Here is a 13,521-nt window from a genome sequence, read left to right as displayed (position 1 = left end):
GAACCCTGAGAGACCCCAATAAAACCTGAACGAGGCCTAAGCAACGCCTAAGCGAGACTCAAACGAGGCGCGCATACCCTAACGGCACGCCGGCTTGGCCATGCGCAACACGTCGTCCAGCCACTCGGGCCACGCGGTGGCGAGCGCGGGCGTCACGTTGTACATCGGCAGCGCGGCGATCCAGGTCATGGAGGTGATTCTGTCACAGCTAATGTCTGACCATTCGGAATTCGTCGAGCCCCAACCGCACGGGCTCGCTCTGTTTGAACGGCCATTTGCATTCCACCACCTTCAGGATCTCCATCTGCGCGTCTTCGAACGCGACGAGGAGGTCACTGCGCCGTTTGCTCGCGGCGCCACAATAGGTCATCAGTGCCTCGGCGCTAACCTCGAAGACCGCCGCCCGATCATCGAAACACACCCGGAAGGCGACGGTCGCGCATTCCGTGACACAGGGCCTGAATCCTTCATCGACATATACCGACATAGCCATCTCCTGCCTGCCTACCCGAGTCCTCAGGATGAGCGGCCGTAAGCTTTCAGTATGTTGGAAAACCGGCATTTGGCGCAAGAAAGCGCGGCGCCCGGTTAGGTACGGATAGAGGGGCGGCCACTGTTCTCGTTACGAGAATGGTGATTTGACCTCGCGATGTATTCTGGAAAGCGGATGGTCTCCCTAGACTTCGTTCCAGTGGTTCGGGTTTCCCGCCACACCGCCAACCAAGGAAGATCACCATGAAGCTCTATTACCACCCGCTGTCCGGCCACTCGCATCGCGCCCGTCTACTGCTGTCGCTGCTCGGCGTCGAACATGAACTCATCGAGGTCGATCTGATGAAGGGCGCGCACAAGTCAGCGGAATTCCTCAAGCTGAACCGTTTCGGCCAGGTTCCGGTGCTTGCGCCGGAAGGCAATGTCGACCTCTCCGGTTACCCGAACGTCAATGCGTGGCTGCGGCGCATCGAAGCGTTGCCGGGTTTTGTCGAGTTCAGGAAGACGCCGGTAGGCCTCGCCGCGTAAGCGGACTCGCTTCGCAGACTTATCGCTTGATCGTCATCCGGACAGGAGTGCAGCCGTGAGCCCAACTTCGACAGACAACGTGCCTTCGCCTTCGCCCTGGCATGCGGGAGAACTGAAGCTGCAACGTGCCGTGGGCGTGGCGGAGCGGATGGATGAGATCGGGCGGCGCAATGTTCGCCGCTTCATGCCGGATCAGCATCGGACGTTTTTCCCGCAGCTTCCGTTTGTCGCGCTCGGCACGGTGGATCACGAAGGCGACGTGTGGGCCACGCTGCTCGCCGGTAAGCCAGGATTTCTGCAGGCGCCGAGCCCGCACACGCTGCACGTCGAACGGGTGCGAGACGCGCACGATCCCGCGTCCGCGGGTCTGGACGATGGCGACGCGGTGGGTCTGCTGGGCATCGAGCTGCATACGCGCCGGCGCAATCGCCTGAACGGCGTAGTGAGCCATAACACCGGGACTGGCTTCGACGTCGACGTGGCGCAGAGTTTCGGCAACTGCCCGCAATACATCCAGAAGCGCGACGCCGGTTTCGTGCGCGACCCGGCGAGTCCGTCGCCCGTCGAGCCGGTGCAGCTCGAGCAACTGTCGGAACGGGCACGCGCGATGATCCATACCGCCGACACGTTCTTCGTCGCCTCCTATGTCGACGAACCCAACGGCCGCCAGGTCGACGTCTCGCATCGCGGCGGCAAGGCCGGCTTCGTGCGCCTCGCCGAAGATGGCGTGCTGACGATTCCGGACTTCGCCGGCAACCTGTTTTTCGCCACGCTCGGTAACTTCCTGATCAATTCGCGGGCGGGACTCGTGTTCGCCGACTTCGAAAGCGGCGATCTGTTGCAACTCACGGGAGAGGCGCAAGTCGATCTCGACTCGCCCGAAATCGCCGCGTTTCAGGGCGCCGAGCGGCTGTGGCGTTTCAAGCCGCGCCGTATCGTCTACCGCGCCGGCGCGTTGCCGCTGCGCTGGACGTTCCAGGCCAACGGCTGGTCGCCCAACTCGCTGATGACCGGGAGCTGGGACGAGGTGGCGAGCCGCCTGAGTGCGCAGGCACTGGCTGAAACCTGGCGTCCGTTCAAGGTTACGAAGATCGTCGACGAAAGTTCGGTGATCCGTTCCTTCCACCTCGAACCGCTCGATGGCGCCGGCCTCATCCCGCACGCGGCGGGTCAGCATCTGCCGATTCGCGTCGAGCTGCCCGGTTGTGCCAGACCCACGATCCGGACCTACACGCTGTCGACGGCGCCGGCGGACGGCTTCTACCGGATCAGCGTCAAGCGCCAGGGCCTGGTTTCCGCGTATCTGCACGACACGCTGCGGGTCGACAGTGTCATCGAGGCGCGCGCGCCGGCCGGCCAGTTCACCGTCGACGCCGCCGAACGTCGGCCGGCGGTGCTGCTCGCAGCGGGAGTCGGCGTGACGCCCATGCTCGCGATGTTGCGCCACCTCGTGTATGAAGGCTTGCGTACGCGCCGGGTCCGTCCAACGTGGTTTTTTCATTCGGCGCGCACGCTCGCCGAGCGGGCCTTTACGGCGGAAATCGATCAATTGGCGGCGCGGGCCAATGGTGCGGTGCACGTGGTGCGCACGCTGACCGATAGCGAGGGCGCGCAAAAGTGCACGAATTTCGACGCGGTCGGCCGGCTCGATATCGCGCTGCTGAGCGAGAAGCTCCCGTTCAACGACTACGATTTTTATCTGTGCGGACCGGCGGCGTTCATGCAGTCGCTGTACGACGGACTGCGCAAGCTGAACATTGCCGATCGCCGGATTCATGCTGAGGCGTTTGGCCCGGCCGGGGTGCGCCGTCAGGCGGACGCCGGCGTCGACGTAGGTCCTGTGCATGCGCCCGCGGATAAACCGACGCCGGTTGCATTCGTCAAGTCCGGCAAGGAAGCGCGCTGGACTCCAGGCAGCGGTTCGTTGCTGGAGCTGGCTGAGTCGCGGGGCCTGGAGCCGGCCTTCGGTTGTCGCGGCGGGAGTTGCGGGACCTGCCGCACCCGTATCGTCGAAGGGGCAGTGGCTTATCCCGTCGTGCCCGAGTTCAAGGTGGCCGACGACGAAGCACTGATCTGTTGCGCGGTGCCGGCGCAAGCGGAGGCAGGCAGCCCCGGACATTTGCAACTGGATCTTTGACGTGAGCTCGCTCACGCCTGATGGACCGCGCGGCTGCTATGCTTGGCGACTCCGCACCGCCGATCGAGGTCTTCTGTCGATCAGCGAGTGCGCATCGATCGCCCACGCGCACATCCAGACAGATATGGACCGACTTCAAGCAATGACGACGTTCGTGACCGTCGTCGAAACGGAGGGTTTCGCCTCGGCGGCGCGTAAGCTGAATGTGTCACCCTCGGTCGTGAGCCGGATGGTGACCGAACTGGAAGAACGCCTCGGCGTCAGGTTGCTGACACGGACCACCCGCATCGTCAGGCTGACGGAAGCCGGGGCGACGTATTTCGAAGACTGTCGCCGCATACTCGGCGACATCGACGCAGCGGAAGTCACGGCGACCGGCACGCACGCAGCGCCGCGCGGTCAATTGACCGTCACTGCGCCCGTGATGTTCGGCAAGCTGCATCTGATGCCGGTCGTGCTCGACTATCTGACGCGCTTTCCGGCGGTCAACGTCAACTGCTGGTTTCTCGACCGCATTGTGAATCTGGTCGACGAAGGCGCGGACGTCGCGGTGCGGATCGGCGAACTGCCGAGTTCGTCGCTGCAAGCGATCGCGGTGGGCAAGGTGCGGCGCGTCTTGTGCGCGGCTCCGGCTTATCTGGAGCAATACGGTGTGCCACAGCGCCCCGAGGATCTGGCCGGCCACACCACGATTCAGGCAAGCGGTGTCTCGCCCGCGCCCGAATGGCGTTTTGCCGCGGACCGGCAGCCGCTGGCCGTGCCAATTCAACCACGCCTGACCACCACCACGAATGAGTCGGCGATCGCGGCGGCCATCGCGGGATTCGGGGTCGCGCGTTTGATGTCGTATCAGGTGGCCCGTGAGATCGAGGCTGGCACGCTGAAAATTGTGCTGGCCGACTATGAACCGGCGGCGCTCCCGGTCCACGTCGTGCATCGCGAAGGCCGGCACGCCAACCAGAGGGTCCGCTCATTCCTCGACCTCGCCATCGAGACGTTGCGCGCCCAAGCCTGGATTTGACGGGATGGCGCTTCCTTGAATGCCCGGCTTATTAGCACAGTCCCAATGCAAGCGGCTGGTGGCAGGTCGGCGGCCGAAGCCCGGCAATCGTCTGTTGTATAAATTTTCAGCGTAAAATGCGCCTGCCGCCGTGATGTACCGGCGTAGAGCCCTTACGTCAGCGATGCATCTCGATCTCATTACCTTCTATCTTCTCGCAATCGGAACGCTACTCGCCAGTTCTGGGCTGACCCTCTGGGAGCATCGAACTCATCCGAGGCGCAGCAAGGAATTGCGGATCCTGGCAGCAGGCTACGCCACGCTTGCAATCGGCTGTGCCGCCGCCGCGTTTCGTCGCGACCTGCCCGGTGCGCTGGGCGCGGGCTTGAGCAACTTCATCATTGTTGCCGGCTATCTGTTGGTGCTGCGCGGTGTCGCATGCCTGAACAAGCGGAAATACAGTGCAAGTTCGCTAGGCATTCTCGTTCTGGTGGCGCTGGCCTGGGCGGTCGCGGGCGCGCGCTGGCAGGACGCGCTGTGGAACTATGTGAGTGCGATTCCAATCGCGGTGGCGTCCGGCTTGACGTCTCTCGAGCTACTGCGAAGCGAGGGGATGAAATCGCTGAAATCACGGCATGTCGCGGTGATCGTGGCGGGCATCCATGCGCTCTTTTATGCCGCCAGGGCATCTGTCTTGCCTGGGTTGGTGACGGTGTATGGGCACGACATGCTGTCCATTGCCGCCAAGATCACGATGTACGAGGGCGTCCTGTATTCGGTGATCCTGCCAATGACCTTGCTGGCGATGATCCGCGAGGAAACCCATAGCCAGCTCCTGCAGGAGTCGCAAACGGACTATCTGACCGGTCTTGGCAATCGCAGATGGTTTTTCGAAGAGGGCGCACGCGTCGTGCGCGACAGCGGCGTCTCGCAACCGGTTTCACTTCTCGCCTTCGATCTCGATCACTTCAAGACGATCAATGACCGGTATGGTCACGAGACGGGTGACGCGGTTCTGAAGTCGTTCGCGGAAATCACGCGCAGCGTGGTGGGACCCAAAGCCTTGCTTGCCCGCATCGGAGGAGAAGAGTTCGTTGCCCTGCTGCCTGGCCACGATTGTCTCCGTGCCAAAGAGGTCGGCGAGGCCGTGGTTGGACGTTTCGCCAGGACGATTTCTCACCGGATTCGTAACGTCGTCATACGCGCCACGGTCAGCGTCGGCCTCGCGCAGTCCGGCAGTGAAGCGGCCACGCTTGCCGACCTGCTGGCAGCCGCCGATCAGGCGTTGTATAGCGCGAAATCGCTCGGCGGTAACCGGCTTGAACTGGCGCAGACCGATGCGCGCCGCTCGGCGGCCTAAGGCTCGACTCGTCGCGCTGCGCGTTTCACGTGTTTTTGAGTCAATCGATCATGAAACATAGTTCAAAAGGCGGCCTTGTCTATTCCACCGAGGGCGGCCGGATGTGCCCCGAATGCAGCCAGGTGCTCGCGCAATGTGTCTGCAAGACAATCGCGAAGACTCGACCGGCAGGTGATGGCGTGGTGCGAGTGAGTCGCGAGACCAAAGGGCGAGGCGGCAAGAGTGTGACGCTCGTGAAAGGGCTGGCGCTCGATCCTGTTGCGTTGGCGGTGCTGGGCAAACAATTGCGCGCGGCTTGCGGCTCGGGTGGAACGGTCAAGGATGGCGTGATCGAAGTGCAGGGCGACCATTGCGAGCGGGTCATCGAAGCACTGAAAAAATACGGCCATAGTGCGAAGCGGGCTGGCGGCTGATCGCTCGACGAGCGCTCGCGGTCGAAAAATAAAACGTTCGTCATCAAGCGTGCGCAAACAATGAGTACGATCCGGCGGTCAACATCAGGACCGTATGCCGGAGAGACGCACCTACTCCACCACGGGCAACACCGCATCCCAGCACGTCGAAGAAGCCTTGCGCCTCGCCTTGCAAGCGCTTGCCGGGCGCGCATGGACGGATGCCGTTCACCACGCCGATCGCGCTCTCGCCGTTGCCGGACGCAAGAAGCATCATGACGCGCTGACCTCCAGCGCACGAAACACGCGAACAATCGAATTCACCTGATTTTCGTGAAGCTTTAAACGAAACTATTGTGGGAAACACCACGAATGCTATTTTTCGCGCACGAAAACTCGGATCGTAAATATTGGTAATAAAAAAATGACTGCGTCGTTCAATGGTCTTGAAGGGCGATTCCGTGCATGTATCCGGGGTGAATGATCGGCCGGAAAACGCTATCACGTATAGGTCAAACGCCTGTCCGCCAGTTTTCACACAGAGTCAAGAATTGGCGAGGATAGACTCCACCGGCTAAGCGAATGCGCATCAACCGGCTGCAAAATTAATTCCGGTTGTGTACATTCCCGCATTGTCCGGCGCGCCACCCCGCGCGGGCTTCGTGGTGAGGCGCAGCCGTGCCTCGCCAGGTGACGCGCGATGCGAAGTCAGGACGCCGTTCAGTTCAACCCCAAGTGCTGGAATTCTCATGCTCGCCCTAGTACGTGTCGCGCTCCGGCGGCCCTACACCTTCGTCGTCCTGGCGATCCTTATTCTGATCATAGGACCCCTGTCCGCGCTCAAAACGCCGACCGATATCTTTCCCGACATCCGCATTCCCGTGATCAGCGTCGTGTGGCAATACACGGGTCTGCCGCCGGACCAGATGGTGGGACGGATCACGTCGCCGTTCGAGCGCTCGCTGACCACCACCGTCAACGACATCCAGCATATGGAAGCCGAATCGGTGAATGGCTTCGGGATCATCAAGATCTTCTTTCAGCCGGGCGTGAACATCAGTAACGCCAACGCGCAGGTCACCGCGGTCGCGCAGACGCAGTTGCGTCAATTGCCGCCGGGAACCACGCCGCCGCTGATCCTGAACTACAACGCGTCGACGGTGCCGATCATCCAGCTCGCGTTGTCGGGCAAAGGTCTTTCGGAACAGAACCTCGGCGACCTCGGCTTGAACCAGTTGCGCCCGGCGCTCGTCACCGTGGCCGGCGCGTCGATTCCGTATCCGTTCGGCGGCAAGTCGCGCCAGGTGCAGATCGACGTCAACCCGGCCGCGATGCAGGCGCGCGGTCTGTCCGCGCAAGACGTCGCGAACGCGCTCGCGAGTCAGAACCTGTTGACGCCGATCGGCACGGAAAAGATCGGCGATCACGAATACACGCTGCAACTGAACAACGCACCGTCCGCGCTCAAGGCGCTCGGCGACCTGCCGATCAAGGCGGTCAACGGCACCACCGTGTATATCCACGACGTCGCCAATGTGCGCGACGGCAGTCCGCCGCAAACCAATATTGTGCACGTGGACGGCAAACGCTCGGTGCTGATGTCCGTCCTGAAGAACGGCTCGGTGTCGACGCTCGGCATCATCTCGGGGATCAAGCAGCACGTGCTCGATGCGAAAGCGTCGTTGCCCGACGCGTTGCAGATCGCGCCGATCGGCGACCAGTCGTTGTTCGTGCGGGCGGCGATCAGCGGCGTGGCGCGCGAAGGCGTGATCGCGGCGGCGCTGACCAGCCTGATGATCCTGCTGTTCCTCGGCAGCTGGCGTTCCACGGTGATTATCGCGACCTCGATTCCGCTGGCGATTCTCGGCTCGATCGCGACCTTGTCGGCGCTCGGCGAGACGCTCAACATCATGACGCTCGGCGGCCTCGCGCTCGCGGTGGGGATTCTGGTCGACGATGCGACGGTGACCATCGAGAACATCAACTGGCATCTGGAGCAGGGCAAGCAGGTTGAAGAGGCGATTCTCGACGGCGCCGCGCAGATCGTTACGCCGGCCTTCGTCGCGCTGCTGTGTATCTGTATCGTGTTCGTGCCGATGTTCTTCCTCGATGGCGTGGCGCGCTTCCTGTTCGTGCCGATGGCCGAGGCCGTGATCTTCGCGATGGTCTCTTCGTTCATCCTGTCGCGCACGCTCGTGCCGACCATGGCGAAGTACCTGCTGCATCCGCACAATCTGAATGAAGAGGAGCATGAAAAGAAACGCCCTGGTCCGCTTGGACGGTTCCAGCAGGGCTTCGAGCGGCGTTTCGAAAAAGTCCGTGCCGGCTATCACGGCATTCTCGAACTGGCGCTGAACCATCGTAAGCCGTTCGTGAGCTGCTTCCTCGGTTTCGTGCTGCTGTCGTTCGCGCTGGTGCCGATGCTGGGCCGCAACTTTTTCCCGGCGGTGGACGCCGGTCAGATCTTGCTGCATGTCCGCGCGCCGGTCGGCGTGCGGGTCGAAAAGACCGCGCAGATCTTCGCGGACGTGGAAAGCTCGATTCGCCAGATCATCCCGCCCGCCGAACTCGGCACGATGGTGGACAACATCGGCTTGCCGGTGAGCGGTATCAATCTCGCGTACAACAATACCGGCACGATCGGCTCGCAGGACGGCGACATCCAGATCGCGTTGAACGAAGATCACCGTCCGACCGCCGACTACGTGCGCGAGATGCGTGAGAAGTTGCCGCGCCTCTATCCGGGCGTGACCTTCTCGTTCCCGCCGGCGGACATCATCAGCCAGATCCTGAACTTCGGCTCGCCCGCGCCGGTCGATCTGCAGGTGCGCGGCAACAACCTGCCCGCGAATTTCGCCTATGCGAGCCGCCTGCTGCGCGAGATCCGCCAGATTCCCGGCGTGGTCGACGCACGCATCCAGCAGGCGCAAAATTCGCCGACCTTCAACGTCGACGTGGATCGTACGCGCGCGCAACTGCTCGGCATCAACGAACGCGACGTGACCAACAGCCTGGTGGTGAACCTCGCCGGCTCGAGTCAGGTCGCGCCGACGTTCTGGCTGAACAACGCGAACGGCGTGTCGTATCCGATCGTGATGCAGACGCCGCAATACAATCTGGATTCGCTCGCCGCGCTGCAGAATCTGCCGATCACGTCGACCCTGCAGAGCACCGGACAAATCCTCGGCGGCCTCGCGACCGTCCAGCGCGCGAATACCAACGCGGTGGTCAGCCAGTACAACATCCAGCCGATGGTCGAGATTTTCGCCACCACCCAGGATCGCGATCTCGGCGCGGTGTCGGCCGACATCCAGCGCGTGGTGCAGAACAATGCCGGCACGCTGCCGAAGGGTTCGTCGATCGCGTTGCTCGGCCAGGTGCAGACCATGAACAGCGCGTTCGCCGGCATGCTGTTCGGGCTGCTGGGCGCGGTCGTGCTGATCTATCTGATCGTGGTGGTCAACTTCCAGTCGTGGGCCGATCCGTTCGTGATCGTCATGGCGTTGCCGGCGGCGCTCGCCGGCATCATCTGGATGCTGTTCGCCACCCACACCACGCTGTCCGTTCCCGCGCTGACAGGCGCGATCATGTGCATGGGGGTGGCGACCGCCAACTCCATTCTCGTGGTCAGCTTCTGCCGCGAGCGTCTCGCCGAGCACGGCGATCCGTTCAAGGCCGCGCTCGAAGCCGGCTTCACCCGCTTCCGTCCGGTGCTGATGACGGCTTTGTCGATGATCATCGGCATGGCGCCGATGGCACTGGCAATGGGCGAGGGCGGTGAACAGAACGCACCGCTTGGCCGCGCCGTCATCGGCGGCCTGATTTTCGCTACCACCGCGTCACTGCTCCTCGTGCCGGTGATTTTCTGCATCGTTCACTCGCGCCCTGGCCGTGCGATTGCCCCGACACCCGCCACGGGAGGTCCTGCTCATGTCGTCTGAACCTATTGTCACCAACCAGCCGGTGCCGCGCCGCCGCCTCGTCGTCATCGGCGTGACCGCGATTGCCGTCGCTGTCATCGTAGTCGCGGCAGGCGTGACGCTGCGCGCCGTCGATGCCCGTAATCTGAAATCGTGGACCAACGCGCAGGTCATTCCCACGGTCACCGTGATCAATCCGGTGAGCGCGGCAAACGGACCGACGCTCGATCTGCCTTCGCATCTCGAAGCATATTCGCGTGCACCGATCTTCGCGCGGGTGAGCGGCTATCTGAAGTCGTGGAGCGTCGACATCGGCACGCCGGTGAAAGCGGGGCAACTGCTCGCCGTGATCGAATCGCCCGAACTCGACCAGCAACTGCTGCAGGCGCGCGCGGACCTGACGAGCGCGCAGGCTAACGCGGCGCTGGCCGGGACCACCGCGAAGCGCTGGCAGGCGCTGCTCGGTACCGATTCGGTCGCGCAGCAGGAAGTCGACGAACGCACCGGCGATTACACCGCGAAGAAAGCGGCGGTGGCGGCCGCGCAGGCCAATGTCGACCGCCTGCTCGCCACCAAGGGTTTCGAGCGCATCGTCGCGCCGTTCGATGGTGTGGTGACCGCGCGCGACACGGACGTCGGCGCGCTGATCAACGCCGGCAGTGGCGGCGTCGGCCAGGAGCTGTTCGTGGTCTCCGATGTGAAGCGCCTGCGCGTGTACGTGCAGGTACCGCAGAGTTACGCGCCCGATGTGCGCAGCGGCACGACCGCGACGCTGAGCGTGCCGGAATACCCGGGTCAGTACTTCACCGCGCGCGTGGTCGCGGCGGCGGATTCCGTCAACGCGGCCTCGGGCACGACGCTGGTTCAGTTACTGGTCGACAACACCGACGGCAAGCTGTTGCCGGGCGGTTTCGCGAGCCTGCAATTCAAGCTGCCGGTGCAGCAGAACGCGGTGCGGGTGCCCGCCAGCGCACTCATCTTCGACGCGCACGGCCTGCGGGTCGCGACGCTCGGGGCGAACGGCCTCGTCGCGTTCAAGACGGTCACGATCAACCGCGATTTCGGCGACTCGGTCGAGATCGGCTCGGGGCTCGCCGCGACGGACCGCGTGATCGATACGCCGCCGGACGGTCTGGTCGCCGGCGATCGTGTGCAGGTCGCGAGCGGCGCCGCCGCCGCCGGCGCTGCTGGCAAGGGAGGCGCGAATGGTTAGGATGGCTACGCTGAAGGTTCCGGCGCTGCTTGCCGGCACCTTCGCGCTTGCGGCGTGTTCGCTCGCGCCGGACTACCACGTGCCGCCGACGCGGGTCGCCGCCCAATATCGCACGATCGGCCCGTGGGTCAGCGCGCAACCTGCGGATCAGCTGAGCCGTACCGACTGGTGGAAGATCTATAACGACCCGCAACTCGACGACCTCGAACAGCGCCTGCTGGCGAACAATACCGACCTTGCCGCGGCCTATGCGCATTATCGCGAGGCCAAGGCGTTCGTCGATCAGGTGTCGTCCGGCCTGTATCCGACGATCAGCGCGAGCGCGGTTCCGCAGCGCGACCGGCAGTCGGATACGCGGCCGTTGCGTGCCGGTGGGCCTGACTATTACAACTCCGCCACCATCGGCGGCGAGATCGATTACGACCTCGATTTGTGGGGCCGCGTGCGCGATTCCGTGGTGGCCGGCAAGGACGAAGCGCAGGCCACCAAGGCCGATCTTGCCTCCGTGCAACTGAGCTTGCAGATCGAGCTCGCCGACAATTTTATCCGCCTGCGCGGGCTCGACCAGCAGACCAGATTGCTGACCGATACCGTGGCGGCCTACGCACGCGCCCTGGAGCTTACGCAGACGCTGCATGGCGGCGGGATCGTGTCGGGGCTCGACGTTTCGCGGGCGAAGACGCAGTTGGCGTCGGCGAAATCGCAGTTGTCGCAGAACATCGCCCAGCGCGCGTTGATCGAGCACGCGATCGCCGAATTGATCGGCGCGTCCGCATCGGAGTTCAGTCTGCCGTCGAACACCGCGTCGATCCCGCTGCCGGTCATTCCCATGGGCCTGCCGTCTACGCTCTTGCAGCGGCGTCCCGACATCGCGGCGGCCGAGCGTCGCGTGGCCGAGGCGAACGCGAAGATCGGCGTGGCGCGCGCCGCTTATTTCCCGTCGATCACGCTGAGCTTGCAGGCCGGCGTGCAGAGTTCCGTGTATGCCGGGCTGGTCAGCGCGCCGAACATTTTCTGGGCAATCGGGCCGCAACTTGCGCAGTATGTTTTCGACGGCGGCCTGCGCCGCGCGCAACTCGATTCGGCGAAAGCGGCGACCGACGAAGCGGGGGCCCGTTATCGCGGCGTCGTGTTGTCGGCATTCCGGCAGATCGAGGACAATCTTTCGCTGCTGCAGGACCTCGGCACGGCGCTCGGCGAGCAGCGTGATGCCGACGATGCAGCCCAGCATTCCGTCGATCTGGCATTGAGCCGCTACCGGCAGGGCGCGGTGGGCTATCTCGACGTCGTCCAGGCGCAGACAGCAGCGCTTGATGCACAAAGCGGCGTGCTGGATATCCAGACCCGCTTGCTGAGTGCGAACGTGCAATTGATCAAGGCGCTTGGCGGCGGCTGGTCGAGCGCGGAACTCGCAAGCGCCGCGCAAGCGCCGGCGCTGCCCGCCGCCGGCGGTTCCAAGGGGTGATGCCAGTCGAGCGAGGCAGGTAAAACGCCTACCTCTTATGCCGCATGCCGATCACCGCTGAGACTTGCGACCTGGTGGTGGACGGCGAAAGCGAATAGATCTGCGCGTACTGTGCGTCGCCCGCCGCTCTCTGAAAGATCCCCACGAGGATTGGCGTCGTTCGGCGAATTGACCTGAAGGAACGCCAGGCCAGCTGTCACCGGCCCGTTGCGATACTGCACGCCGGCGCTATAGGCATTGTTGTCGGAGAAGCCGCCCGGCTGATTCGAAAAGCCGTAGAGCCCTTCAAACTGAAGACCTTTGTAGTCGATGCTTTTGTCGAATTGCCACGTCGCGTGGCCTTGCTTGTCGGCGCCTTTCTGGTCGTTCGCATAGACGACCATCGCGTGACTGTTTGATGGACGGCTCGTTTTCAGGACGTCGCCCGGCTGTATCGCACCGTAAGTCAAGCTTATCAGCGGCAAGTGGCCAGTCGTTTCAGACCTCGATCCCCAATGATGCTGGTCAGATCCTTGGTCCCGCGAAAATGCTCGCATGCGCCATGTTGTCGCACTTGCGCCCGGCAACGCGTCCTGCTTTTTTGATTCGTTGGTGTCTTTTTTTGAGATGTGCATTATGCATTGTGTGTGATGCGCAGTTTTCAGTGTCGGCGCTGCACAGGTCTCTGAGAACCGCGGCGCCGAGGTCGGGAAGGAGGGTGGTCTTGTTGCATCACGCTTGCAATTGCGTTTCTTCAAAGGATGTCCATGAGTTCTCCAAATTTTTCTTCGCCACACCGGGCGGAGGTTTCAGCGCCTGTGGCCAATCCCAGTGAGCGCTTGCGGGTTTGCGAACTGAGTCATGCGTTCCAGACCGCCGACGGCGACAGCGTGCCCATTTTCGATAGGCTGGATTTCAGCGTCGGCAGTGGCGAAATCGTGTCGATCGTCGGGCGCAGCGGGGCTGGCAAGAGCACGCTCTTCAATCTCATTTCGGGGCTGCTCACGCCGCAATCCGGGTGCGTGGAAGTCGGCC

Annotated in this window: 12 protein-coding genes and 1 pseudogene; 9 read left to right on the top strand and 4 right to left on the bottom strand. The window is 63.2% G+C overall.

Annotated elements, in window-relative coordinates:
• Positions 1-81 precede the first annotated feature (81 nt).
• Positions 82-189: pseudogene (locus tag QOC89_RS30415) on the bottom strand (phosphate ABC transporter substrate-binding protein); the annotation flags it as partial.
• Positions 190-208: 19 nt separating this feature from the next.
• A complete protein-coding gene (locus tag QOC89_RS30410; protein WP_323048430.1) occupies positions 209-487 on the bottom strand; it encodes a DUF1488 family protein in 279 nt (92 codons plus the stop codon).
• A gap of 248 nt (positions 488-735) precedes the next feature.
• Here QOC89_RS30410 and QOC89_RS30405 point away from each other — a divergent pair, with 248 nt between their 5' ends.
• The 5 genes from QOC89_RS30405 to QOC89_RS30385 all read left to right on the top strand — a co-directional run bounded on the left by QOC89_RS30405 (position 736) and on the right by QOC89_RS30385 (position 5,930).
• The gene (locus QOC89_RS30405; protein ID WP_323048429.1) at positions 736-1,020 is read left to right on the top strand and encodes a glutathione S-transferase N-terminal domain-containing protein; all 285 of its coding nucleotides are present in this window, start codon (positions 736-738) and stop codon (positions 1,018-1,020) included.
• 55 nt (positions 1,021-1,075) lie between these two features.
• The gene (locus QOC89_RS30400; protein ID WP_323048428.1) at positions 1,076-3,157 is read left to right on the top strand and encodes a pyridoxamine 5'-phosphate oxidase family protein; all 2,082 of its coding nucleotides are present in this window, start codon (positions 1,076-1,078) and stop codon (positions 3,155-3,157) included.
• A gap of 124 nt (positions 3,158-3,281) precedes the next feature.
• Positions 3,282-4,178: a LysR family transcriptional regulator gene (locus tag QOC89_RS30395; protein ID WP_323048427.1), complete on the top strand. Its 897-nt coding sequence runs from the start codon at positions 3,282-3,284 to the stop codon at positions 4,176-4,178.
• Positions 4,179-4,341: 163 nt separating this feature from the next.
• Positions 4,342-5,517 carry a GGDEF domain-containing protein gene (locus QOC89_RS30390; protein WP_323048426.1) on the top strand — a complete coding sequence of 392 codons (1,176 nt, stop codon included), beginning with the start codon at positions 4,342-4,344 and terminating at the stop codon, positions 5,515-5,517.
• Positions 5,518-5,567: 50 nt separating this feature from the next.
• Entirely contained in the window at positions 5,568-5,930 is a 363-nt protein-coding gene (locus QOC89_RS30385; RefSeq protein WP_323048425.1) for a translation initiation factor Sui1, read from the top strand.
• 43 nt (positions 5,931-5,973) lie between these two features.
• On the opposite strand, the gene QOC89_RS30380 is transcribed toward QOC89_RS30385, so the two are convergent.
• Positions 5,974-6,447 carry a hypothetical protein gene (locus tag QOC89_RS30380; RefSeq protein ID WP_323048424.1) on the bottom strand — a complete coding sequence of 158 codons (474 nt, stop codon included), beginning with the start codon at positions 6,445-6,447 and terminating at the stop codon, positions 5,974-5,976.
• 211 nt (positions 6,448-6,658) lie between these two features.
• On the opposite strand from QOC89_RS30380, the gene QOC89_RS30375 reads away from it, so the two are divergent.
• From QOC89_RS30375 to QOC89_RS30365, 3 genes are read left to right on the top strand one after another with little or no spacing between them, the layout of a single operon-like run.
• Entirely contained in the window at positions 6,659-9,850 is a 3,192-nt protein-coding gene (locus QOC89_RS30375; RefSeq protein ID WP_323048423.1) for an efflux RND transporter permease subunit, read from the top strand.
• The gene (locus QOC89_RS30370; RefSeq protein ID WP_323048422.1) at positions 9,840-11,042 is read left to right on the top strand and encodes an efflux RND transporter periplasmic adaptor subunit; all 1,203 of its coding nucleotides are present in this window, start codon (positions 9,840-9,842) and stop codon (positions 11,040-11,042) included. Before QOC89_RS30375 ends, QOC89_RS30370 begins: the two co-directional genes overlap by 11 nt.
• Position 11,043: 1 nt before the next feature.
• Entirely contained in the window at positions 11,044-12,507 is a 1,464-nt protein-coding gene (locus QOC89_RS30365) for an efflux transporter outer membrane subunit (RefSeq protein ID WP_323048431.1), read from the top strand.
• Between the two features lie 35 nt (positions 12,508-12,542).
• Here the strand turns inward: QOC89_RS30365 and QOC89_RS30360 are convergent, their stop codons facing one another.
• Positions 12,543-13,121 (bottom strand): hypothetical protein, encoded by a 579-nt coding sequence (locus tag QOC89_RS30360; RefSeq protein WP_323048421.1) that lies wholly within the window; start codon positions 13,119-13,121, stop codon positions 12,543-12,545.
• 183 nt (positions 13,122-13,304) lie between these two features.
• On the opposite strand from QOC89_RS30360, the gene QOC89_RS30355 reads away from it, so the two are divergent.
• Positions 13,305-13,521: ATP-binding cassette domain-containing protein (locus QOC89_RS30355; protein WP_323048420.1), on the top strand; the 217-nt coding region annotated here is incomplete at its 3' end.

The sequence above is a fragment of the Paraburkholderia sp. genome, assembly GCF_034668105.1.
Taxonomy (GTDB): Bacteria; Pseudomonadota; Gammaproteobacteria; order Burkholderiales; family Burkholderiaceae; genus Paraburkholderia.
Note: the sequence above shows the minus strand (reverse complement) of the source record. Positions and strands in the feature narration are given on the sequence as shown.

What these genes read in the sequence shown, in the direction of transcription:
- QOC89_RS30410 (WP_323048430.1), bottom strand. Translation starts at nt 487, where the DNA reads ATGTCGGTATATGTCGATGAAGGATTCAGGCCCTGTGTCACGGAATGC.
- QOC89_RS30405 (WP_323048429.1), top strand. Translation starts at nt 736, where the DNA reads ATGAAGCTCTATTACCACCCGCTGTCCGGCCACTCGCATCGCGCCCGT.
- QOC89_RS30395 (WP_323048427.1), top strand. Translation starts at nt 3,282, where the DNA reads ATGGACCGACTTCAAGCAATGACGACGTTCGTGACCGTCGTCGAAACG.
- QOC89_RS30390 (WP_323048426.1), top strand. Translation starts at nt 4,342, where the DNA reads ATGCATCTCGATCTCATTACCTTCTATCTTCTCGCAATCGGAACGCTA.
- QOC89_RS30385 (WP_323048425.1), top strand. Translation starts at nt 5,568, where the DNA reads ATGAAACATAGTTCAAAAGGCGGCCTTGTCTATTCCACCGAGGGCGGC.
- QOC89_RS30375 (WP_323048423.1), top strand. Translation starts at nt 6,659, where the DNA reads ATGCTCGCCCTAGTACGTGTCGCGCTCCGGCGGCCCTACACCTTCGTC.
- QOC89_RS30370 (WP_323048422.1), top strand. Translation starts at nt 9,840, where the DNA reads ATGTCGTCTGAACCTATTGTCACCAACCAGCCGGTGCCGCGCCGCCGC.
- QOC89_RS30365 (WP_323048431.1), top strand. Translation starts at nt 11,044, where the DNA reads ATGGCTACGCTGAAGGTTCCGGCGCTGCTTGCCGGCACCTTCGCGCTT.
- QOC89_RS30360 (WP_323048421.1), bottom strand. Translation starts at nt 13,121, where the DNA reads ATGCACATCTCAAAAAAAGACACCAACGAATCAAAAAAGCAGGACGCG.